We start from the raw sequence: 21,594 nt of genomic DNA, 5'->3' as shown, positions 1-21,594 counted from the left end.
CCCGGTGCACGCCGCTCAGCGGCCGTGCACCGCCGCGGCTGCCTCGCCGCGCGGCGCCGCGCCCTTGCGCGCGGCGACGATGAAGTCCGCCGCGCGTTCGCCGATCATCACCGACGGCGCATTCGTGTTCCCGCCGACCAGCGTCGGCATCACCGACGCATCCACCACGCGCAACCCCTCGACGCCGCGCACGCGCAGTTGCGGATCGACGACCGCGCGCGCGTCCGAACCCATCCGGCAGGTGCCGACCGGGTGGTAGATCGTGTCGGCATGCTCGACGATCGTCTTGCGCAGCTCCGCCTCGCTCTGGTCGGCCCGCGTGTACAGCTCGCGCCCGCCCTGCGACGCGAGCGGCGCCTGCGACAGGATCTTGCGCATCGCCTGCGTGCCGCGCACGAGCAGGTCGAGATCGCGCGAATCGCTGAAGAAGCGCGGATCGATCAGCGGCGCGTCGCGCGCGTCGCCGCTCGCGAGCGCCACCGTGCCGCGGCTGAACGGCCGCAGCGCGCACACGTGCAGCGAATAGCCGAAGCCCCAGTGCATCTTGCGGTTGTGGTCGTCCACGAGCGCCGTGCAGAAATGCAGTTGCAGGTCGGGACGCTCGAGCGACGGATCGCTCTTGATGAAGCCGCCGGCCTCCGCGACGTTGCTCGTCATCATCCCCGTGCGGCTCGAGAAATAGCGCGCGAGCGCGGGGGTCATCTTCGCGATCCCGCGCAGGCAGATGCCGACCAGCTCCGACGAATTCACCCGCGTGTTGATGATGAAGTCGATGTGGTCGATCAGGTTCGCGCCGACGTCCGGCGCATCCTGCACGACCGCGATCCCGTGCCGGCGCAGTTGCTCCGCCGGGCCGATCCCCGAACACATCAGCAGTTGCGGCGAATTGAACGCGCCGGCCGACAGGATCACTTCCGCGCGTGCGTCGAGCGTCTCGACACGCCCGTTGCGCGCCACCGCGACGCCGGCCGCGCGCTTGCCGTCGAACGTGACGCGCAGCACCGTCGCATCGGTGATCACGTGCAGGTTCGGCCGGTTGCGGCCGTAGATGTACGCGCGGGCGACGCTGCAGCGCGAGCCGTCGCGATGCGTGACCTGATAGAAGCCGACGCCTTCCTGCGTCGCGCCGTTGAAGTCGTCGTTCAGCGGATAGCCGGCCGCATGCGCGGCCTGGATGAATCGTTCGGAGAACGGATTGCGAAAGCGCAGATCCGACACCGTGAGCGGGCCGTCCGCGCCGTGCCACGCGTCGGCGCCGCGCTGATTGCCTTCCGCGCGGCGGAAATACGGCAGCACGTCCTGCCAGCCCCAGCCCGTCGCGCCGAGTTGCGCCCACTCGTCGTAGTCGCCCGGGTGGCCGCGCGTGTAGATCATCGCGTTGATCGCGCTCGAGCCGCCCATTCCGCGCCCGCGCGGCTGGTAGCCGCGCCGCCCGCCGAGGCCCGGCTGCGGCACCGTCTCGTAGCCGTAGTTCGTGCCGAGCTTGAACGGCACCAGCGCCGCGATGCCGACCGGCATGTTGACGAGCAGGTTGCGCTCGGTATGCGAGCCGGCCTCGATCAGCGCGATCGTCGCATCGGGGCAGGCGTCGGCGAGACGGCCTGCCAGGCTCGACCCGCCCGAACCGCCGCCGACGATGATGTAGTCGTATTGCATGTCACGTCTCCGTCGTGTCATGGAAGCCGCCCGGCACCGCCGCGCGACCGCGTCTCCTCTTATAGGGTCTGTTTACATGTGGAACGCACATGCGAATACGTCAGTATTCGCGGCGTCGCGAGCGGCCCTTCTCGGTGCAACGCATACGCGTTCCATACGTATACAGACCCTGGTGTCCGGGCATTGTAGGAATGGCCGTCGCGCACGCGGCGTGCGGATTCAAGAGCGATTCCTCTAAACGCCCGCGTGAACTAAATTTAAGATGTCTCGATTCGCTTTGCGCGATGCGCCGGCCGCGAGAAGCCGATCCGTCGCGAAACGGGAGTAACGACGATGCAGCGCCAGATTCTGCAGGCTGCGTGCCGACCGGGTTGTCCGGATGCGCTGCGCGCAGCCCGCATTTCATTTCAAACGGCGGCCCGCGCGGAGAGGCTCGGCGTCATGCGCGCAGTCGACCGGAATCGAACGGCACGTGTCGTCGCCGACCGTTTGGACGGTTTGTCGCCGCAGCGGCACGATGCGCTGCGGCACGCTTTGGCGTACACGTCGCGCCGCCCTGCTTCGGTCCACCGGCCGGCGCTCGTGGCGCAGCGACGCGTGCCTGTCGGCGGCCACGTCGTGCCGTATGCGCATGCGCCGCAAAGCGGTTTCCGGATGCGCACACCGTCGCGTGGATGCGACGCCCGCTGCACGCTTCAACCGGTTTACGAGCACACGTCGCATCCGGCCCGCGCCGCGCGACACGCACCACCCCGATCCGCGTCGCCGCGCTCGCCGAGCGTGCGCATGCGGCGTGACGGCCGGCCGACCAGCCTGGCCCAACTGGAGGAGACGACATGAAAAACGACCTGCCCGAACTGGCCCCGCAAGCCCTGCCGTCGGTGGATGCGCTGACGTCGCTGCTGCGCGACCAGCGCGCAGCCTACCTGCGCGCGCCGTATCCGGCATGGGAAACGCGCGTGCAGCACCTGCGCGCGCTGCGCACGATGCTGATCGACCATGCGGATGCTCTCGCCGAAGCGATCAGTGCCGATTTCGGTCATCGCGCGAAGCAGGAAGTGCTGTTGTCGGAAATCTGGATGGCGAAGGAAGAGATCGACGACGCGCTCAAGCACGGCAAGCGCTGGATGAAACCGATCCGCAAACCGATGAACAAGTGGCTGCGCCCGGCGCGCGCGAAGGTGATTCCGCAGCCGCTCGGCGTGGTCGGCATCGTCGTGCCGTGGAACTACCCGGTGCTGCTCGCGGCCGGCCCGCTGATCTGCGCGCTCGCGGCCGGCAATCGCGCGATCATCAAGATGTCCGAACTGACGCCGCGCACGTCGGCGCTGTTCGAGCAGCTCATTGCCAGGACCTTCACACGCGACCACGTCGCGGTCGTGAACGGCGATGCGGAAGTGGGCGCCGCGTTCAGCGGGCTGCCGTTCGATCATCTGCTGTTCACCGGCTCGACGCACGTCGGCCGCCACGTGATGCGCGCGGCCGCCGACAACCTCACGCCCGTCACGCTCGAACTCGGCGGCAAGTCACCGGCGATCGTCGGCCCGAACGCGCGCTTCGATGCCGCCGTCGACGCGATCGTCGCGGGCAAGACGCTGAACGCAGGCCAGACCTGCATCGCGCCCGACTACGTGCTGCTGCCGCGCGGGATGGAAGCCGCGTTCATCGAGCGCGCGCGCGCACGATTCGCGAAGATGTATCCCGACCTGTCGGCCAACGGCGACTACACGACGATCGTGTCGCCGCGCCACTACGCGCGGCTCCAGCAGCTCGCGAGCGACGCGCAGGCGGCCGGCGCGCAGCTGCATCCGCTGTCCGACGCGCAATCGGATCCCGCATCGCGCCGCTTCGTGCCGTGCGCGGTCACCCAGGTGCCGGCCGCATCGCAACTGATGCAGGAGGAAATCTTCGGGCCGCTGCTGCCGCTCGTGCCGTACGAACGGCTCGACGAAGCGATCGCCTACGTGAATGCACGCCCGCGTCCGCTCGCGCTCTACCTGTTCGACGAGGACGGCGGCACGATCGACCGCGTGATGCGCGAAACGATCTCGGGCGGCGTGTCGATCAACGAAACGCTGATGCACATCGCGTGCGGCAGTTTGCCGTTCGGGGGGGTCGGTGCGAGCGGCATGGGCGCCTATCACGGCTACGACGGCTTCGTGACGTTCTCGAAGATGAAGCCGGTGCTCACGCAGGCGCGCCTGAACGCGCGCAACCTGCTCGCGCCGCCGTACGGCAAGCGCTTCGCCGCGCTGATCAAGCTGATGCTGAAGTTCTGAGTGGAGCGGGCCGCGGCCCGCGCAAGCCTGCCGCGCGGCGAGGGCGCCGCGCGCGCCATCACACGGGCCAGAGCGGCCCTTCCTGCATCGCGCCGATCTGCTCGCGCAACTCGAGCACGCGTGCTTCCCAGTAACGATGCGTGTTGAACCACGGGAACGCGGCCGGAAATGCGGGATCGTCCCAGCGTCGCGCGAGCCATGCCGCGTAGTGGATCAGCCGCAACGTGCGCAGCGCTTCGACGAGATGCAGCTCGCGCGGCTCGAATTCGCAGAAATCCTCGTAGCCGGCCAGCAGGTCCGCCAGCGCACGCGACGCGCCTTCGCGATCGCCCGGCAGCAACAGCCACAGATCCTGGATCGCGGGCGCCATCCGGCTGTCGTCGAAGTCGACGAAGTGCGGGCCGGCATCGGTCCACAGCACGTTGCTCGGATGACAGTCGCCGTGCGTGCGCAGCAGGCGGAGTTCGCCCGCCCGCTCGAACGCCGCCTCGACGCCTTCGAGCGCGAGCGTCACGGCCGTCTCGTACGCGGGCCGCACATCGTCCGGAATGAAATCGTGCGCCAGCAGGTAGTCGCGCGGCTCGTAGCCGAACGTACTGATGTCGAGCACGGGGCGCGCGACATACGGCTGCGTCGCGCCGACCGCATGGATCCGGCCGATGAAGCGGCCGAGCCATTCGAGCGTGTCGCTGCGATCGAGATCGGGCGCGCGGCCGCCGCGCCGCTCGAAGATCGACAAGCGGAAGCCGTCGAACGCGTGCAGCGTGCGGCCATCGAATGCGCGCGCAGGCACCACCGGAATCTCGCGTGCGGCGAGTTCGGCGACGAACGCGTGCTCTTCGAGGATCGCTTCGTCCGACCAGCGAGCCGGACGGTAGAACTTCGCGACGACCGGCGGGCCGTCTTCGATGCCGACCTGATAGACGCGGTTTTCGTAGCTGTTGAGCGCGAGCAGGCGCCCGTCGGTGCGCAGGCCGGCCGGTATCAGCACGCTGTCGAGCGCGTCGAGCACGCACTCGGGCGTGAGTCCGGCGAACGGCGGGCCGGCGGGAGAAGCGGGAGCGGAAGTGACGTCTTTCATGCCCCGCATTGTGCCGCCAGCCGGGCTGAAAGACGAGCGCCCGGTGCGGTGTATGCGCTCAGTGAAGCGCCGCGCCGGCCGGCAGCACGGATTCGCCGGTGTCGATCAGATCCTCGAGAAAGAACGGCTCGGTGTTGAGTTCCTTCGACTCGCCCGGTACGCCCGCGTACCAGGTCACCATGGCCATGTCGCCCAGGATGCGCTGGACGATGCCGCGCGCGCCCTTCGGCACCGCGATATGGGTAGTGCAGACAATCGACCCGACATGCATGATGGTTCCCCACTCTTGAATCTTGAAACCCGGCTCGCTGGCGAGCCGGCAAATGCACGATCCGCGCGCTCTCGTCGGAGCGTGGCGCGTGATCCCATTGTTCACGGTTTATCGAAGCGCGAAAAGAAGAAGAAGCAGGCGAAGTGCCGCGAATTCGTCGAATGTCTCCAATCAACCACTGCGCCGGGCAAGCGCTTGCCCGCCCGGTTACCCCCATCATACCCTGTCGAATGTGACTGCCCGCCGAATCCCCGGCATCACCGCGGCGCGCGCGTGACCCACACCGTGCGCGCATCGTGGGCCCGGTGCCGGGTCACCTGGCCATTTCGTGCGACTGCGGTTGCCGAATCACGCGACGCGATCATCGTCTGCCCCTGCCCCCCTGCCTCGAACGCAGCCGGCGCAACGACCGTTGCGCACGCATCGCCCTTCGTCATCCGATGCCGCCGACAGGTGTTGCGTCCGATACCGGCCGTGCGGTACCTTTAACGCTCATTCGCATTCAAGCGCATTCCGACACGATGCATCCGCTCACGTCCGCCCTTGCAAAATCCCGGTCGCAGTTCGACTCGCGGCCGCAGGCGTGCGCGCATCCGTCGGTCCTTCCGCCTCCTGTCGCACCGCCGCGCGTCGGCGCCGCGCCGCCCCCTCCGGCGGCACGCGCCGGCTGACCCGCCGGCTTCCATTTCGTCTTCCATTCGCCCTCAGGCCCGCATTCGTGCGTCGTGACGCACGGCGTGTTGCCGCGTGCGCGAATGGAACGTTCCGATCCGTTCGACAGGTGGATTCACATGGTTTCGTTCAAACGCGCGCTCGCCGCGCATGGAGCGACGTCGCTCTTCGTGCTGCTGTGGAGCAGCGGCGCGATCTTCGCTGAACTCGGTCTGCGTCACGCATCCGCGTTCGTCTTTCTCACTGCGCGTTTCGCACTGGCATCGCTCGTGCTGGTCGGGCTGGCCTTCCTGCGCAAACGCTGGCTGCCGCCGCGCGGCGAGCGGCGCATGGCCGTGCTGACCGGCGTGCTGATGATGGGCGGCTATTCGATCTTCTACCTGCTCGCGCTCGAACGCGGGATCGCGCCGGGCGTGCTCGCGACGATCCTCGGCGTCCAGCCGATCCTCACGCTCGCGATCGTCGAGCGGCGCTGGCAGCCCGTACGTGTCGCGGGGCTCGCGCTGTCGCTGGCCGGCCTCGCGCTCGTCGTGTTCCGCGGCGCAGGGGACGGCGGCCTGTCGCTCGCGGGCATCGCGTGCGCGCTCGCCGCGCTCATCGCGCTGACCGGCGGCTCGCTGCTGCAAAAGCGCATCCGTGCGGCGCCCGCCGACGTGCTGCCGCTGCAGAATGCGATCGGCCTCGCGCTGTGCGTGGCGATCGTGCCGTTCCGGCCGGTGTCGTTCGACATCAGCTGGACACTCGCGATCTCGCTGCTGTGGCTCGGCATCGTGATTTCGGTGATCGCGCAACTGCTGTTCTACCGGTTGATGCAGCGCGGCGATCTCGTCAACGTGACGAGCCTGTTCTATCTCGTGCCTGTCGTCACCACGTTGATGGATGCCGTGTGGCTCGGCAACCGGCCCGAGCCGCTCGCGCTCGCCGGCATGGGCGCGATCATCGCGGGGCTCGCGCTCGTGTTCCGCGCGCCGGCCGCCCGCGTGCAACCCGACCGCGTTTGAGCGTGCGTGCCGCCGCACCCGCGGGTGCGGCGGCACGCGCCGGACACATACGACGATTCCGCGGAAATCGAAAGACATAGGAAAGATATGCGCAAGGTGTTCGTCTAACTTGCGGGAAAAATGCGCGATTCTCGGGGCTTTCCGCTGTTTTTTTAATGGTTCGGATAGCGAAAAGCGCTGCCGGTTACCTATACTCGAATTGACCGCCCCGCTCGCAATCGGGTCGGATCCATACTAGAAACACCCGGCATGGGGCCGGAGCAAGCGCCCAGGCGCCCACTCCGGCCGACCTTGGAGACACGCATGACGACCTACTTCACGATCGGCGACTTCATCCTGTTGATTCCGATGGCGCTGGCCGGAGCGCTGTTTCTCGGCGCGGTGCCGTGCGCAACCGAATTCCGCCACAACCTGCTGCGCGTGCTGGGCGTCATCCTCGGCGTCGGTGTCGCGGTATTGCTCGTCGAAGGCCTGCCTGCGCTGATCTAGCGGCGCATCACCCATGCGCGACGTGCATCGCTGCATTGCAGCGACGCGATGTGCCGCGAGCAAGCCATCGATACGGCGCGCGATGTTTCGCATGCCGTATCGACTGCCGGTCAGATCGCCTGATCGGTGGACGGCTTTTCCCACAGATTGATGCCGCCTTCCGTCGCGTGACGATCGATCTCGGCGAGTTCCTCCGCCGAGAATTCGAGGTTCTTCAGTGCGCCGACGTTTTCACGCACCTGCTCCGCACGGCTCGCGCCGATCAGCGCGGACGTCACGCGGCCGTTGCGCAATACCCATGCGAGCGCCATCTGCGCGAGGCTCTGCCCGCGCCGTTCGGCGATCGCGTTGAGCTTGCGCACATGGTCGAGGTTGTCCGCGCTCAGGTGATCCTGTTTCAGCGAACCGCCGCCCGGCTTGTTCACGCGCGCATCGGCCGGCACGCCGTTCAGGTACTTCGACGTGAGCAGCCCCTGCGCGAGCGGCGTGAACGCAATGCTGCCCGTGCCGATCTCGTCGAGCGTGCCGAGCAGTTCGGTTTCGACCCAGCGGTTCAGCAGGTTGTACGACGGCTGGTGGATCAGCAGCGGCACCTTGTACTGCGCGAGCAGCTCGGCCATCTCGCGCGTCTTCGCCGCCGAGTACGACGAAATGCCGATGTACAGCGCCTTGCCCTGCTGCACGGCCGACGCGAGCGCGCCCGCCGTTTCCTCGAGCGGCGTATGCGCGTCGAAGCGGTGCGAATAAAAGATGTCGACATAGTCGAGCCCCATTCGCTGCAGGCTCTGGTCGAGGCTCGCGAGCACGTACTTGCGCGAGCCGCCGCCGCTGCCGTACGGCCCCGGCCACATGTCCCAGCCGGCCTTCGTCGAAATCAGCAGCTCGTCGCGATACGGCCGGAAATCCTCCTTCAGCAGCCGGCCGAAGTTGGTTTCCGCGCTGCCGTACGGCGGCCCGTAGTTGTTCGCGAGATCGAAGTGGTTGATGCCGAGGTCGAACGCGGTGCGCAGGATGTCGCGCTGTACCGCGATCGGCGTCGAGTCGCCGAAGTTGTGCCACAGGCCGAGCGACAGCGCGGGCAGTTTGAGCCCGGATTTGCCGCAGGTGCGGTATTGCATGTCGGCATAACGTTCGGAAGCTGCTTCGTAGGCCATGAGTCGGTTCCGTCAGGAGATCGGGAGAGGGGACGCGCGCCGGCCGCGCACACGACGCGGCGGCGGCGAAGGAGTCATACGACGACTATGGTAGCGAAAGCGGCCGGAACGCGCTCGGCGGGACGGCGATGGACGCGGCCGCGGCCGTCGCCTACACTGCGGCGTCTCGAATCACCGTTTCAGCGAGGTTGGTATGTCCCGGGTCATCTCGGTTGCGCTGCTCGTCGGCGGCGTCGTGCTGCTGTATTTCGGCGGCCAGTCGTTCCATTCGATCAACGACAACGTGTCGCGCTTCTTCACCGGTTCGCCCGCGACGAAGACGATCCTGCTGATCGTGGGCGGCGCCGTCGCATCGTTCATCGGCCTGATCGGCCTCGCGATGCCGGGCGGCAAGCGCTGAACGCGCAGCCGCGCGATGCACGCATGGCCCGCGTTCACGATCGGGCACGTCAAACGAAACGGGCGGCCAGGCCGCCCGTTGCTTCAAACGCCCGCGATGCGCCGCATCGCGCGACCGCGGCGGTGTCGCCGCCCGTCCGATCCGAACCTAGAACTGCACTTCCGGCTTCGACGCCGAACGCGTGCCCGGCACCGGCCGGTTGCTCGCGCCATGGTACGTATACACGAGCGAAAACTTCACCTGGTCGGAACGGTTCTGCCCGGCCGAATGCAGCGTGTTGCAGTGGAAGAACACGACGTCGCCCGTCTGCAGCGACGGGCACGTGGCCGCGTCGATCATCTTCCGGTTCTCCGGCAGGTCGCCGCGGAAAAACTTCGCATCGTCGAACGCTTCGGGCCCGAACTCGGCCGTATGCGACCCCGGTACGAGCCACAGTGCGCCGTTCTCGTTCGTTTCCGGCCCGAGCGCGAGCCACACCGACACCATGTCCGGGCGCTCGAACGACCAGTAGCGGAAATCGCGATGCCAGCCGGTCAGGCTGCCGTACGCGGGATGCTTCGTCATCATGCAGTTGTGATGCGCGCGCGACAGCACCGGCTCTTCACCGAAATACGCCCGCATCCACGCACCGATTTCGGGTGCGATCGCGCGCTCGGCGAAGGCCGGATCGCGTGAATACGCATCGAGCAGCCGCCGCACCGTATGCCCGCCCGGCGCATGCTTGGACTCGGGTGCGCCCGGGTAGCGCAGGTCCGCCTCGAACTCGATCGGTTCGGCCGCCTCCCTCAGTTGGCGCTCCGCGACCTGCCTGAGCGCCGCGCACTGCGCCTCGCCGACGAGGCCACGCGCGACGACGAAGCCGCGCTCGCGCAATTCCGCGACTTGCGCGCGGATCGATTCCGACTGCAATGGAGACGACATGGGATGCCAGACGTTTATTGTGTGAATGTGACGATTGTAAATCGGCGCCGGATGCCGCGAACAGCGCCATTATCGTGCGCAGGGGCATGCCAATCGTAGATTTGATCCGGCTCAAGGGAACTGTGCGGCGCGGCGCCGGCCTCACCGACAGGCGGTATGCGGCACACGCCTTGCGGCACAAGGGTTTATCGCGACTTTTGCCCGTCATGAATCCCCTGTAGCCTGTCGCGGCCTGTCAATTCTGGCGGGCGCGGCGCGCAGCGAGTTTCGGTAAGATCCGTTGCGCCATCCGAGGCCGTTCATACCAGTGCGCTCCCAAGGGCGCCATCCATACAAGCGAAGCATCGTTCACATGCCATTCCGTCTGACTTCCCGTCTCAGCCGCGCTGCGAAGCGCGTTGTGCCGCCCGCTCCTGCCCGCTCGCTGCGCCATCACCGCGCACGCACGCGGGCGCTGGCCGAGCGTGCGCCCGCACATAGCCGGCTGGACGGTATCCGTGCGTGGTTCCACGCATTTTTCTCGATGATGAGCGCGCAGGCGTTCTCGCGCCGCGCCGGCCTGCGCTCGCTGCTGCAGAAGCCGTCGTCGCTGCGCGCGCTCGCGCTGCGCCGCACGCTCGGCCCGCAGCGCCGCATCAACCGCCCGCGCCGCCTCGCGGCCAGCAACGGCTGGTTCGGGTTCGGCGCGCGCTGAGCGCACGCCGGCGGCCACCGTGCGCGACGCTCGCCGTCGCGCTGCTGCCCGATTGTCCGATTGCCCCGGCGATCGGAACCCATAAAAAAACCCCGGCTAAGCCGGGGTTTTTCATTTGAGGCGAACGACGCTTACGCGACGCGTGCCGTCGGCTCGACGCCGGCCGCTTCGGCCAGGGCGAGCGCCTTGTCGGTCGCTTCCCACGAGAATTCCGGCTCTTCGCGGCCGAAGTGGCCGTAAGCAGCGGTCTTCTCGTAGATCGGGCGCAGCAGGTCGAGCATCTTGATGATGCCCTTCGGACGCAGGTCGAAATGCTCGCGCACGAGCTTCGTGATCACCGCATCCGACACGCGGCCCGTGCCGAACGTGTTGACCATCACCGAGGTCGGCTCGGCGACGCCGATCGCGTACGACACCTGGATCAGCGCGCGCGACGCGAGGCCGGCGGCGACGATGTTCTTCGCGACGTAGCGGCCTGCGTACGCAGCCGAACGGTCGACCTTCGACGGATCCTTGCCCGAGAACGCGCCGCCGCCGTGCGGTGCGGCGCCACCGTACGTGTCGACGATGATCTTGCGGCCGGTCAGGCCGCAGTCGCCCTGCGGGCCGCCGATCACGAACCGGCCGGTCGGGTTCACCAGGAACTTGATGTCGCCCTTGATCAGGTCGGCCGGCAGCGTCGGCTTGATGATTTCCTCGATCACGGCTTCGCGCAGCGCGGGCAACTCGATGTCCGGTGCGTGCTGCGTCGACAGCACGACGGTGTCGATCGAATGCGGCTTGCCGTCGACGTAGCGGACCGTCACCTGCGACTTCGCGTCCGGGCGCAGCCATTGCAGGCGGCCGTCGCGGCGCAGGCTGGCCTGACGCTCGACGAGGCGGTGCGACAGGTAGATCGGCAGCGGCATCAGTTCCGGCGTTTCATCGCACGCGTAACCGAACATCAAGCCCTGGTCGCCCGCGCCCTGGTCGAGGTTGTCGTCGTGTGCACGATCGACGCCCTGGGCGATGTCCGGCGACTGCTTGTCGTACGCGACGAGCACCGCGCAACCCTTGTAGTCGATGCCGTAGTCGGTGTTGTCGTAGCCGATGCGCTTGATCGTGTCGCGCGCGATCTGGATGTAGTCGATGTTGGCCGTCGTGGTGATTTCACCGGCCAGGACGACGAGACCCGTGTTGCACAGCGTTTCCGCCGCGACGCGGGAATACTTGTCTTGCTCGAGGATGGCGTCGAGGATCGCGTCCGAGATTTGGTCCGCGACTTTGTCCGGATGGCCTTCGGAGACGGATTCGGACGTGAAGAGATAATCGTTTGCCACTTTTTCAGGCTCCTGTGTGGTTACGGTTGGTTTCACGTAGCCAGCTTCGTTGGGCCTGAAGCGGCGACGCTTTAGCGGATTACCAGGACCGGACAGCGCGTGTAACGCTAACCGGCTTCGCCCCGCAAGTTGTCAGTTAACTCGGCGAAGCCCGTATTATAGCGGCTTTCCTGAATTGTCACAGAGCGCCGCCCGTGCTGCATCTTCCGCTGTTTCACCACCCTGTTCGCAACGCGCCGGCCAGCCGGTCCCACGGAGGTTTCGCATGCTAGGTCGTCTAGCCACGCACCTCGCCATTGGCTTGCTGAAACTGCTCGCCCTGTTGCCGTACGGCCTGACCGCACGGTTCGGCGATGGTCTCGGCTGGCTGCTCTACAAGATCCCCAGCCGGCGAAAGCGCATCGTACACACCAATCTGAAACTCTGCTTCCCTGATTGGAGCGACGAACGCCGCGAGGAAGTCGCGGGGCAGCATTTCCGCCATGCGATCCGCAGCTATGTCGAGCGCAGCGTGCAGTGGTTCGGCTCGGAGAAAAAGCTCGCGAAGCTGATCCAGGTCGACAGCGCGGTCGACCTCGACGATCCGGACCTTCCGCCGACGCTGTTCCTCGGCCTGCATTTCGTCGGCATCGAGGCCGGCTCGATCTGGCTGAACCGTTCGCTGCACCGCCGCTGCGGGTCGCTCTACCAGCCGTTCTCGAACGCGGTGCTCGAGGAAGCGGCGAAGCAGGCGCGCGGGCGTTTCGACGCCGAGATGGTCGGGCGCGCGGACAGTGCGCGCGTCGTGCTGCGCTGGCTGCGCGACCGCAAGCCGGTGATGCTCGGCGCCGACATGGACTACGGGCTGCGCAACTCGACGTTCGTCCCGTTCTTCGGCGTGCCTGCGTGCACGCTGACGGCGGTCGGCCGGCTCGCGAAGACGGGCCGCGCGCAGGTCGTGCCGTTCATCGGCGAGGTGCTGCCGAACTACAAGGGCTACCGTCTGAAGGTATTCAAGCCGTGGGATCACTACCCGACCGGCGACGACGATCTCGACGCGCGGCGGATGAACGCATTCCTCGAGGAACAGATCCCGCTGATGCCCGAACAGTATTACTGGGTCCACAAGCGCTTCAAGACGCGCCCGCCCGGCGAACCGAGCCTCTACTGACCCCGCCGCACGCAACCCGCGGGCGCGCCGTCGCGCGCGCCTGCGCGCTCGCCACCTTCGGCTCGCCTTTCGCGCGTGCCCGCCACCGGTCGAACGCAACCTGCCGCGCGAGCCATCGATCGCCCCGCCCGCGCAGGACGCCCCTGTCGGCTGCATGTATCATTTGCGGTTGAGATCAGCACGACGAACGAGGCCGCCCAGACATGGCGCGGCGTCGCGCGCGCCGCGCTGACCGCCTCGTTCGCCATGGAAATCCGGACCCAGTGAAACTCTCGTTCACCAAGATGCACGGCGCGGGCAACGACTTCGTCGTGCTCGACGGCTATTCGCGCGCGTTGCCGCCGCTCACCGAAGCGCAGGTGCGTGCGCTCGCCAACCGCCACTTCGGCATCGGCGCCGACCAGTTGCTGCTCGTCGAAAAACCGACCGTCGACGGCGTGGATTTCAAGTACCGGATCTTCAATTGCGACGGCGGCGAGGTCGAACACTGCGGCAACGGCGCGCGCTGCTTCGTGAAATTCGTCAGCGACCGCGGCCTGACCGACAAGCGCAGCGTGCGCGTGCAGGTGATGAAGGGCCTGATCACGCTGACGATGCAGGACAACGGCGAAGTCGTCGTCGACATGGGCGCGCCCGTGTTCGTGCCGGCGCAGGTGCCGTTCGACGCGGCGGGCCTCGACGGCCGCACCGAGGGCCGCGACACGCTGTGGCCGCTCGACGTCGGCGGTGCGACGCGCTGGATCTCGACGGTGACGATGGGCAACCCGCACGCGGTGCAGGTCGTCGACGACGCCGAAGCGTATCCCGTGCTCGAAGAAGGCCCGCTGATCGAGCGCCACGCGCGCTTCCCGGAGCGCGTGAACGCCGGCTTCATGCAGATCGTGTCGCGCAGCGAAGTGAAGCTGCGCGTGTACGAACGCGCGGCGGGCGAGACGCTCGCGTGCGGCACCGGCGCATGCGCGGCGGTCGCGGCCGGGATCCGGCGCGGCCTGCTCGATTCGCCCGTGACCGTGCACACGCACGGCGGCACGCTGACGATCAGCTGGGACGGCGCGCGCGACGAAGCCGCCGCGCTGATGATGGCCGGGCCCGCCACGACCGTGTTCGAAGGCGAGATCGACCTGCCCGCCTGACCCTGCAACGTCCTTGATAACTGAACGCGCCAGCCACATGAACGATCGCGAAGTCGCCGACTACCTGCTCGCCAATCCCGAATTCTTCGCGCAGCACGCCGAACTGCTCGCGACGATCCGCCTCGCGAACCCGCACGGCAAGGCCGCGATCTCGCTGCAGGAGCGGCAGATGGAGATGCTGCGCGACAAGAACAAGCATCTCGAGCGCCGGCTCGCCGAACTCGTGCGCTACGGCCACGAGAACGACAGCCTGTCCGCGAAGTTCAGCCGCTGGACCGCGCGCGTGATCGCGGAACGCGATCCGTACGCGCTGCCGCGCACGATCGCCGACGGCATCGCCGAAGTATTCGACGTGCCGCAGACGGCGCTGCGCGTATGGGACGTCGCCGACACCTACTCGCAGGCCGATTTCGCGCGCCAGGTCGGCGAGGAAGTGCGCCTGTTCACGAGCGGGCTGTCGACGCCGTACTGTGGTGCGAACACGGGGTTCGAAGCCGCGCAGTGGCTGGCGCCCGCGGTCGCCGCCGCGGCCGCGAATGCGGCGGAAGGCGCGGAAGCCGCACCGCCGGCCGGCGACGGTTCGGCCGCATCGATCGCGCTGCTCGCACTGCGCGCGCCGCTCGCCGGCGCCGATGCGCCCGCGTTCGGCCTGCTCGTACTCGGCTCGCCCGACCCGCGCCGCTTCCACGACGGGATGGCCACCGACTTCCTCGCGCAGATCGCGACGCTCGCGAGCGCCGCGCTCACGCGCCTGCTGCCGCACTGATCCTTCCGCACGCGATGACAGACGATCCGATCGCCGCCTACCTGTCGAACCTGAAGCACGTCAGGCAGTTGTCGGAACACACGCTGCGCGCGTACACGCACGAACTCGACGAGCTGAAGAAGCTCGCGAACGGCCGGCCGCTCGAAGCGCTGACGGCCGCCGACATGCGCGGCGCGGTTGCGCGCGCGCATGCGGGCGGGCTGTCCGCGCGGTCGATCTCGCACCGGCTGTCCGCATGGCGCGCGTTCTACCGCTGGCTCGCGCAGCGCATCGAGATGCCCGCGAACCCGGTCGCCGCGGTGCGCGCGCCGAAACGCGCGAAGACCTTGCCGAAAGCGCTGTCGGTCGACGATGCATCGGCGCTGATGGACGCGCCGCTCGCCAACACGACCGAAGGCATCCGCGATCACGCGATCCTCGAGCTGTTCTATTCGTCGGGGCTGCGCCTCGCCGAGCTGATCGGGCTCGACGTGATGTACACGCAGGCCGACGGCTACCGCTCGGCCGGCTGGCTCGACCTCGCGGAAGCCGAAGTCACCGTGCGCGGCAAGGGCAACAAGGAGCGCAAGGTGCCGGTCGGCCGCAAGGCGATCGATGCGCTGAACGCGTGGCTCGCGGTGCGCGGCGAATTCGTGAAGCACGATCCGCATCCGCTGTTCGTGTCCGTGCGCGGCAACCGGATGTCGCCGGGCGTCGTGCGCGAGCGCGTGAAACGCGCGGCGCTCACCGCGGGCATCCCCGCCAACGTCCATCCGCACGTGCTGCGCCACTCGTTCGCGACGCACGTGCTGCAGTCGAGCGGCGACCTGCGCGCCGTGCAGGAACTGCTTGGCCACGCGAGCGTCTCCGCGACGCAGGTCTATACGTCGCTCGACTTCCAGCATCTCGCGAAGATTTACGACAGCGCGCATCCGCGCGCGAAGAAGCGCGACTGACGCACTTCCCGTGTTACCCGCCGCGCGCGGCGACCGGCCACGGCCGGCTTCGCGCACGGCCCATTTCGATCTCATCATGCAAACCGTCACACTCAAGCCGTCCAAGGACAAATCGCTGCTGCGCCGCCATCCGTGGATCTACGCCACTGCGATCGACCGCGTCGACGGCAAGCCCGCGCCCGGCGCGACCGTCATCGTGCGCGCACACGACGGCCGCTTCCTCGCGCGCGGCGCGTACAGCCCGCAATCGCAGATCCGCGTGCGCGTGTGGAGCTTCGACGAGAACGAGCCGATCGACCACGCGTTCTTCAAGCGCCGCGTGCAGCGCGCGGTCGCGCACCGCACGACGATGGTGTCGGGCACGGGCGCGGTGCGGCTCGTGTTCGGCGAAGCCGACGGGCTGCCGGGGCTGATCGTCGACTACTACGTCGCGGACACCGCCGAAGCCGGTGCCGCACCGCGCGGCCAGCTCGTCTGCCAGTTCATGGCCGCGGGCGTCGACGCATGGAAGGACGCGATCGTGAAGGCGCTCGTCGGCGCCACGGGCTGCCCGAACGTCTACGAGCGCTCGGACGTATCGATCCGCGACAAGGAAGGGCTCGAACAGACGACCGGCGTGCTGGCCGGCGACGCACCGCCCGCGACCCTGATCGCGAACGAAAACGGCGTGCGCTATCACGTCGACGTGCCGAACGGCCACAAGACGGGCTTCTACGTCGACCAGCGCGACAACCGCGCGCTGGTGGCGCAGTACGCGGCCGATCGCGACGTGCTGAACTGCTTCTGCTACACGGGCGGCTTCTCGCTCGCGGCGCTCAAGGGCGGCGCGAAGCGCGTCGTGTCGATCGACTCGTCGGGCGACGCGCTCGCGCTCGCGCAGCAGAACGTCGTCGCCAACGGCTTCGACGCCGAACGCGCGACCTGGCTCGACGCCGACGCATTCAAGACGCTGCGCCGCCTCGTCGACGAAGGCGAGCGATTCGACCTGATCGTGCTCGATCCGCCGAAGTTCGCGCCGACGCGCGACAGCGTCGATCGCGCGGCGCGTGCGTACAAGGACATCAACCTGAGCGGCTTCAAGCTGCTGCGTCCGGGCGGCCTGCTGTTCACGTACTCGTGCTCGGGCGCGATCGACATGGACCTGTTCCAGAAGATCGTCGCGGGTGCGGCCGCCGACGCGAAGGTCGACGCGCGCATCCTGAAGCGCCTCGGCGCGGGTGTCGATCACCCGCTGCTCGCGGCCTTCCCGGAAGGCGAATATCTGAAGGGCCTGCTGTTGCAAATCGTCTGATCGCCCCGATCTACGCGCGCAACCGTCCGCCGGCCGCGACCCCGCGCCCGGCGGATCCGCGCTCCCGCCTGTCGTTCGGACGACGGGCGAGAGCTTGACAGGTATGTTTCAATGGATGGTTGTGCGCCCCGGCTGGCAACGCCCCGGGCGCGACGCACATCCTGGCTTTGACCCCGATTCACGAACCACAGGCGATTGACATGGCCACTCCCGTCACCATCCTCACCGGCTTCCTCGGCAGCGGCAAGACGACGCTGCTCAAGCGCATCCTGAACGAACAGCACGGCATGAAGATCGCCGTGATCGAGAACGAGTTCGGCGAAGAGAACATCGACAACGAAATCCTGGTGCAGGATTCGAACGAGCAGATCATCCAGATGAGCAACGGCTGCATCTGCTGCACGATCCGTGGCGACCTCGCTCGCGCGCTCGGCGATCTCGCCGCGAAGAAGCGCGAAGGCAAGCTCGACTTCGACCGCATCGTGATCGAAACGACCGGCCTCGCGAACCCGGGCCCGGTCGCGCAAACCTTCTTCATCGACAGCGAAATCGCCGACGACTTCCTGCTCGACGCGGTCATCACGCTGGTCGACGCGAAGCACGCGAACGCGCAGCTCGACGAGCACGAAGTCGTGCAGCGCCAGGTCGGCTTCGCCGATCGCCTGTTCATCACGAAGTCGGACCTGGTCGACGACCAGACGGTGGCCGGCCTCAAGCATCGCCTGATGCACATGAACCCGAAGGCCGCGATCAAGGTCGTGAACTTCGGCGAAGCGGACATCAAGGAAATCTTCGACCTGCGCGGCTTCAACCTGAACGCGAAGCTCGAGATCGACCCCGACTTCCTCGCCGAGGACGATCACGCACACCACCACCACGATCACGGCCATGATCACGATCACGCCAATTGCGACCACGATCACGGCCAATGCGCGCACGATCACGACCACGGCCACCACCATCACCACCACGCGCACCACGACGACAAGATCAAGTCGTTCGTGTACCGCAACGACCGCCCGTTCGACCCGAACAAGCTGGAAGACTTCCTCGGCGGCATCCTGCAGATCTACGGCGAGCGGATGCTGCGCTACAAGGGCGTGCTGTACATGAAGGGCGTCGACCGCAAGGTCGTGTTCCAGGGCGTGCACCAGATGATGGGCAGCGACCTCGCCGCGAAGTGGCTGCCGGTCGAGAAGAAGACCAACAAGATGGTGTTCATCGGCGTCGATCTGCCGCAGGACCTGATCACCGACGGCCTCGACGCCTGCCTCGCCTGACGCGCGCGGGCAACCGCCGCACACGCCGCCGCGCGGCCGCCTCGCAGGCGGCTGCGGCGGCCGCGGAGCGCCCTTTTCGGGCAGGGTTTCGCCGTCATCGCTTTTTCGCGATTTGCGCGTTATATTTTCTAGATATTGGCGCAGCCGACGGGGATCGACCCGATACGGCGCCCGCTTGCGATTCAGTTACAATACGTGCCCGCTGGAGTACGGCAACAAACAGGCCCGGTTCTTGCTGAACCAGTTTTCCGGGCATCGCAACCGCGCCGGATCGCCAATCCGCCTCCCGGCCGCGGCCGATGCGATGTGCCGCGCAGCACACCGGTTCGCAGCGCGCACAACTCCGCGCCAGGCCTATCCTGGTATTTGAGAACCGGTTTTCCAGAGGCTTTCGGCCCCGCGGCGGCAAATCGCAAATGAATGCAAACGCGGTTGCGGGTAATCCCAAAGTGCAGGCAATATCTCTTGATTTGCCGCACATTGAAGAAGCAAGCAGATGACGAAGAAACTCTTGACCGAAGCCGAAATCCTGAAGATGAGCGACAAGGATTACATGAATGAGGATCAGCTCGCCTTCTTCAAAAATCGGCTCGAACAGTTGCAGGCGGACATCCTCAAGAATGCAGGCCAGACGACCGAGAACCTGCGCGAGACGGTGATCGTGCCCGACCCCGCCGATCGCGCGACGATCGAGGAAGAGCACGCGCTCGAGCTGCGCACGCGCGATCGCGAACGCAAGCTCCTCAAGAAGGTTCAACAGTCGCTCGCCCGCATCGATTCCGGCGATTACGGCTGGTGCGAGGAAACCGGCGAGCCGATCGGCATTCCGCGCCTGCTCGCGCGTCCGACCGCCACGCTGTCGCTCGAGGCGCAAGAGCGCCGCGAGCTGCGCCAGAAGCTGTTCGGCGACTGATCGAGCGGGCGTTCCGCTCAGACACGCTGCTTCCCGAAAGCGCGCGGCCTGCCGCGCGCTTTTTGTTTTTCCGGCACCGGTTCCCGGCCCGCCGATTTGCCTCCCGCCTCTTGATATACCGGCGCCCGCCCTAAAATGAACCGGACGCGCGCCGGGCCGCTTCCCGGCGCACTGCGAGTTACGCAGCGGCGCCTCGCGCCGCCTGACTCTTCCCCGTTTTTCTCAAGGAACGCAGATGGAGCAATTTCACGGCACGACCATCGTTTCGGTCCGGCGCGGCGACAAGGTCGCGCTCGGCGGCGACGGCCAGGTAACCCTCGGCAACATCGTCATGAAGGGTGGCGCGCGGAAAGTGCGGCGGATCTACAACAACCAGGTGCTGGTCGGATTCGCGGGCGGCACCGCCGATGCGTTCTCGCTGCTCGACCGCTTCGAGGCGAAGCTCGAGAAGCACCAGGGCAACCTGACCCGCGCGGCCGTCGAGCTCGCGAAGGACTGGCGCACCGACCGGATGCTGCGCCGCCTCGAGGCGATGCTGATTACGGCCGATGCCACCACCACGCTCGTGATCACCGGCAACGGCGACGTGCTCGACCCCGAAGGCGGCATCTGCGCGATCGGCTCGGGCGGCGCCTATGCGCAGGCCGCGGCCCGCGCACTCGCGGAGAACACCGAGCTGTCGCCGCGCGAGATCGTCGAGAAGTCGCTCGAGATTGCCGGCGACATGTGCATCTATACGAACCACAACCGCATCATCGAAACGATCGAGTAAGGACCGCACCATGAGCACCATGACCCCTGCCGAGATCGTCTCGGAACTCGACAAGCACATCATCGGCCAGGCGAAGGCGAAGAAAGCCGTCGCGGTCGCGCTGCGCAACCGCTGGCGCCGCCAGCAGGTCGCCGACCCGCTGCGCCAGGAAATCACGCCGAAGAACATCCTGATGATCGGGCCGACGGGTGTCGGCAAGACCGAAATCGCGCGCCGCCTCGCGAAGCTCGCCGACGCGCCGTTCATCAAGATCGAAGCGACCAAGTTCACCGAAGTCGGCTACGTCGGCCGCGACGTCGACAGCATCGTGCGCGACCTGATCGAGATCTCGGTCAAGCAGACGCGCGAATCCGAGATGCGCAAGGTGCGCAGCAAGGCGACCGACCAGGCGGAAGACCGCATCCTCGACATCCTGCTGCCGCAGCCGCGCGCGGTGGGCTTCGGCGGCAATGCCGAACACGCGAACGACGACAACAACGCGACGCGCCAGACGTTCCGCAAGCGCCTGCGCGAAGGCCAGCTCGACGACAAGGAAGTCGAGCTCGACCTCGAGCAGCCGTCGGCCGGCATGGACATCATGGCGCCGCCGGGCATGGAAGAGATGACCGAGCAGATCCGCTCGATGTTCTCGAACCTCGGCAGCGGCAAGAAGCAGCGCCGCAAGGTGAAGATCAAGGAAGCGCTGAAGCTGCTGACCGACGAGGAAGCGGCGAAGATGCTCAACGACGAGGAAGTGAAGACGAAGGCCGTGCAGAACGTCGAGCAGAACGGCATCGTGTTCCTCGACGAGATCGACAAGATCACGTCGCGCAACAACGAAGGCAGCGGCGGCGAAGTGTCGCGCCAGGGCGTGCAGCGCGACCTGCTGCCGCTCGTCGAAGGCACGACGGTCAACACGAAGTACGGGATGGTGAAGACCGATCACATCCTGTTCATCGCGAGCGGCGCGTTCCACCTCGCGAAGCCGAGCGACCTGATTCCCGAACTGCAGGGGCGCTTTCCGATCCGCGTCGAGCTCGACTCGCTGTCGGTGGAAGACTTCGAGGCGATCCTCGACGCGACCGACGCAAGCCTCGTCAAGCAGTACCAGGCGCTGCTCGCGACCGAGGACGTGCAGCTCGAATTCGCCCAGGACGGCATCCGCCGTCTCGCGGAGATCGCGTATGCGGTCAACGAGAAGACCGAGAACATCGGTGCACGCCGGTTGTACACGGTGATCGAGAAACTGCTCGAGGAAGTGTCGTTCTCGGCCGGCAATCACGCCGGCGAGCGCGTGACGATCGACGCGAAGTATGTCGACCGGGCGCTCGGCGAAGTGTCGCAGGACGAAGACCTGTCGCGCTACGTGCTGTAACGCGCGCGGCGGCGAATGCGAAACGGGCGGCCCGGCGGGTCGCCCGTTTTCGTTGGTGCGTCC

General features: G+C 67.0%; 20 protein-coding genes. 14 read left to right on the top strand and 6 right to left on the bottom strand.

The window, feature by feature from the left end; translation table 11 throughout:
* Nucleotides 1–15 precede the first annotated feature (15 nt).
* Nucleotides 16–1,656 carry a GMC family oxidoreductase N-terminal domain-containing protein gene (locus HWX36_RS05850; RefSeq protein ID WP_175951267.1) on the bottom strand — a complete coding sequence of 547 codons (1,641 nt, stop codon included), beginning with the start codon at nt 1,654–1,656 and terminating at the stop codon, nt 16–18.
* Between the two features lie 836 nt (nt 1,657–2,492).
* Between HWX36_RS05850 and HWX36_RS05845 the strand changes: the two genes are divergently transcribed.
* Complete coding sequence (locus HWX36_RS05845; RefSeq protein WP_175951266.1) at nt 2,493–3,935, top strand: coniferyl aldehyde dehydrogenase; 1,443 nt, start codon at nt 2,493–2,495, stop codon at nt 3,933–3,935.
* 58 nt (nt 3,936–3,993) lie between these two features.
* Here the strand turns inward: HWX36_RS05845 and HWX36_RS05840 are convergent, their stop codons facing one another.
* Complete coding sequence (locus HWX36_RS05840) at nt 3,994–5,025, bottom strand: serine/threonine protein kinase (protein ID WP_175951265.1); 1,032 nt, start codon at nt 5,023–5,025, stop codon at nt 3,994–3,996.
* A gap of 49 nt (nt 5,026–5,074) precedes the next feature.
* A complete protein-coding gene (locus HWX36_RS05835; protein WP_004198969.1) occupies nt 5,075–5,287 on the bottom strand; it encodes a hypothetical protein in 213 nt (70 codons plus the stop codon).
* A gap of 791 nt (nt 5,288–6,078) precedes the next feature.
* Between HWX36_RS05835 and HWX36_RS05830 the strand changes: the two genes are divergently transcribed.
* Entirely contained in the window at nt 6,079–6,960 is an 882-nt protein-coding gene (locus HWX36_RS05830; protein ID WP_175951264.1) for a DMT family transporter, read from the top strand.
* A gap of 303 nt (nt 6,961–7,263) precedes the next feature.
* Nucleotides 7,264–7,449, top strand: coding sequence for a hypothetical protein (locus HWX36_RS05825; protein ID WP_011353526.1), 186 nt, complete (start codon nt 7,264–7,266; stop codon nt 7,447–7,449).
* A gap of 110 nt (nt 7,450–7,559) precedes the next feature.
* On the opposite strand, the gene mgrA is transcribed toward HWX36_RS05825, so the two are convergent.
* A complete protein-coding gene (mgrA, locus tag HWX36_RS05820) occupies nt 7,560–8,603 on the bottom strand; it encodes an L-glyceraldehyde 3-phosphate reductase (protein ID WP_175951263.1) in 1,044 nt (347 codons plus the stop codon).
* 193 nt (nt 8,604–8,796) lie between these two features.
* Here mgrA and HWX36_RS05815 point away from each other — a divergent pair, with 193 nt between their 5' ends.
* Nucleotides 8,797–9,003, top strand: a complete 207-nt coding sequence (locus HWX36_RS05815) for a DUF3185 family protein (protein ID WP_011353528.1) — start codon at nt 8,797–8,799, stop codon at nt 9,001–9,003.
* A gap of 147 nt (nt 9,004–9,150) precedes the next feature.
* Here HWX36_RS05815 and HWX36_RS05810 read toward each other — a convergent pair whose 3' ends face one another.
* The gene (locus HWX36_RS05810; protein WP_175951262.1) at nt 9,151–9,924 is read right to left on the bottom strand and encodes a phytanoyl-CoA dioxygenase family protein; all 774 of its coding nucleotides are present in this window, start codon (nt 9,922–9,924) and stop codon (nt 9,151–9,153) included.
* Between the two features lie 352 nt (nt 9,925–10,276).
* Here HWX36_RS05810 and HWX36_RS05805 point away from each other — a divergent pair, with 352 nt between their 5' ends.
* A complete protein-coding gene (locus HWX36_RS05805; RefSeq protein WP_175951261.1) occupies nt 10,277–10,618 on the top strand; it encodes a hypothetical protein in 342 nt (113 codons plus the stop codon).
* Nucleotides 10,619–10,749: 131 nt separating this feature from the next.
* On the opposite strand, the gene metK is transcribed toward HWX36_RS05805, so the two are convergent.
* Nucleotides 10,750–11,937: a methionine adenosyltransferase gene (metK, locus tag HWX36_RS05800; protein WP_011353531.1), complete on the bottom strand. Its 1,188-nt coding sequence runs from the start codon at nt 11,935–11,937 to the stop codon at nt 10,750–10,752.
* 265 nt (nt 11,938–12,202) lie between these two features.
* Between metK and lpxL the strand changes: the two genes are divergently transcribed.
* The 9 genes from lpxL to hslU all read left to right on the top strand — a co-directional run bounded on the left by lpxL (nt 12,203) and on the right by hslU (nt 21,531).
* Nucleotides 12,203–13,087 carry a lauroyl acyltransferase LpxL gene (gene lpxL, locus HWX36_RS05795; protein WP_175951260.1) on the top strand — a complete coding sequence of 295 codons (885 nt, stop codon included), beginning with the start codon at nt 12,203–12,205 and terminating at the stop codon, nt 13,085–13,087.
* Between the two features lie 263 nt (nt 13,088–13,350).
* Nucleotides 13,351–14,220: a diaminopimelate epimerase gene (dapF, locus tag HWX36_RS05790; protein ID WP_175951259.1), complete on the top strand. Its 870-nt coding sequence runs from the start codon at nt 13,351–13,353 to the stop codon at nt 14,218–14,220.
* Between the two features lie 37 nt (nt 14,221–14,257).
* Entirely contained in the window at nt 14,258–14,986 is a 729-nt protein-coding gene (locus HWX36_RS05785; protein ID WP_175951258.1) for a DUF484 family protein, read from the top strand.
* Nucleotides 14,987–15,000: 14 nt separating this feature from the next.
* Nucleotides 15,001–15,921, top strand: a complete 921-nt coding sequence (gene xerC, locus HWX36_RS05780; RefSeq protein WP_175951257.1) for a tyrosine recombinase XerC — start codon at nt 15,001–15,003, stop codon at nt 15,919–15,921.
* Between the two features lie 76 nt (nt 15,922–15,997).
* Nucleotides 15,998–17,212, top strand: a complete 1,215-nt coding sequence (locus HWX36_RS05775) for a class I SAM-dependent rRNA methyltransferase (protein WP_175951256.1) — start codon at nt 15,998–16,000, stop codon at nt 17,210–17,212.
* A 200-nt stretch (nt 17,213–17,412) separates the two neighbouring features.
* Nucleotides 17,413–18,492, top strand: a complete 1,080-nt coding sequence (locus HWX36_RS05770; RefSeq protein ID WP_175951255.1) for a GTP-binding protein — start codon at nt 17,413–17,415, stop codon at nt 18,490–18,492.
* Nucleotides 18,493–18,988: 496 nt separating this feature from the next.
* The gene (gene dksA, locus HWX36_RS05765; RefSeq protein WP_006477498.1) at nt 18,989–19,405 is read left to right on the top strand and encodes an RNA polymerase-binding protein DksA; all 417 of its coding nucleotides are present in this window, start codon (nt 18,989–18,991) and stop codon (nt 19,403–19,405) included.
* A gap of 235 nt (nt 19,406–19,640) precedes the next feature.
* Nucleotides 19,641–20,177, top strand: a complete 537-nt coding sequence (hslV, locus tag HWX36_RS05760) for an ATP-dependent protease subunit HslV (protein WP_006760749.1) — start codon at nt 19,641–19,643, stop codon at nt 20,175–20,177.
* Between the two features lie 10 nt (nt 20,178–20,187).
* Entirely contained in the window at nt 20,188–21,531 is a 1,344-nt protein-coding gene (gene hslU / locus HWX36_RS05755; protein WP_175951254.1) for an ATP-dependent protease ATPase subunit HslU, read from the top strand.
* Nucleotides 21,532–21,594: the final 63 nt, after the last annotated feature.

Origin of the sequence: Burkholderia sp. BCC0405, assembly GCF_902833075.1 — a bacterium.
Lineage (GTDB): Bacteria > Pseudomonadota > Gammaproteobacteria > Burkholderiales > Burkholderiaceae > Burkholderia.
This window is presented reverse-complemented; position numbering and strand designations above follow the sequence as displayed.

Bases quoted from the DNA above. Each gene is read 5' to 3' on its own strand.
- HWX36_RS05850 (WP_175951267.1), bottom strand. From the start codon at position 1,656: ATGCAATACGACTACATCATCGTCGGCGGCGGTTCGGGCGGGTCGAGC.
- HWX36_RS05845 (WP_175951266.1), top strand. From the start codon at position 2,493: ATGAAAAACGACCTGCCCGAACTGGCCCCGCAAGCCCTGCCGTCGGTG.
- HWX36_RS05840 (WP_175951265.1), bottom strand. From the start codon at position 5,025: ATGCGGGGCATGAAAGACGTCACTTCCGCTCCCGCTTCTCCCGCCGGC.
- HWX36_RS05835 (WP_004198969.1), bottom strand. From the start codon at position 5,287: ATGCATGTCGGGTCGATTGTCTGCACTACCCATATCGCGGTGCCGAAG.
- HWX36_RS05830 (WP_175951264.1), top strand. From the start codon at position 6,079: ATGGTTTCGTTCAAACGCGCGCTCGCCGCGCATGGAGCGACGTCGCTC.
- HWX36_RS05825 (WP_011353526.1), top strand. From the start codon at position 7,264: ATGACGACCTACTTCACGATCGGCGACTTCATCCTGTTGATTCCGATG.
- mgrA (WP_175951263.1), bottom strand. From the start codon at position 8,603: ATGGCCTACGAAGCAGCTTCCGAACGTTATGCCGACATGCAATACCGC.
- HWX36_RS05815 (WP_011353528.1), top strand. From the start codon at position 8,797: ATGTCCCGGGTCATCTCGGTTGCGCTGCTCGTCGGCGGCGTCGTGCTG.
- HWX36_RS05810 (WP_175951262.1), bottom strand. From the start codon at position 9,924: ATGTCGTCTCCATTGCAGTCGGAATCGATCCGCGCGCAAGTCGCGGAA.
- HWX36_RS05805 (WP_175951261.1), top strand. From the start codon at position 10,277: ATGCCATTCCGTCTGACTTCCCGTCTCAGCCGCGCTGCGAAGCGCGTT.
- lpxL (WP_175951260.1), top strand. From the start codon at position 12,203: ATGCTAGGTCGTCTAGCCACGCACCTCGCCATTGGCTTGCTGAAACTG.
- HWX36_RS05785 (WP_175951258.1), top strand. From the start codon at position 14,258: ATGAACGATCGCGAAGTCGCCGACTACCTGCTCGCCAATCCCGAATTC.
- xerC (WP_175951257.1), top strand. From the start codon at position 15,001: ATGACAGACGATCCGATCGCCGCCTACCTGTCGAACCTGAAGCACGTC.
- HWX36_RS05775 (WP_175951256.1), top strand. From the start codon at position 15,998: ATGCAAACCGTCACACTCAAGCCGTCCAAGGACAAATCGCTGCTGCGC.
- HWX36_RS05770 (WP_175951255.1), top strand. From the start codon at position 17,413: ATGGCCACTCCCGTCACCATCCTCACCGGCTTCCTCGGCAGCGGCAAG.
- dksA (WP_006477498.1), top strand. From the start codon at position 18,989: ATGACGAAGAAACTCTTGACCGAAGCCGAAATCCTGAAGATGAGCGAC.
- hslV (WP_006760749.1), top strand. From the start codon at position 19,641: ATGGAGCAATTTCACGGCACGACCATCGTTTCGGTCCGGCGCGGCGAC.
- hslU (WP_175951254.1), top strand. From the start codon at position 20,188: ATGAGCACCATGACCCCTGCCGAGATCGTCTCGGAACTCGACAAGCAC.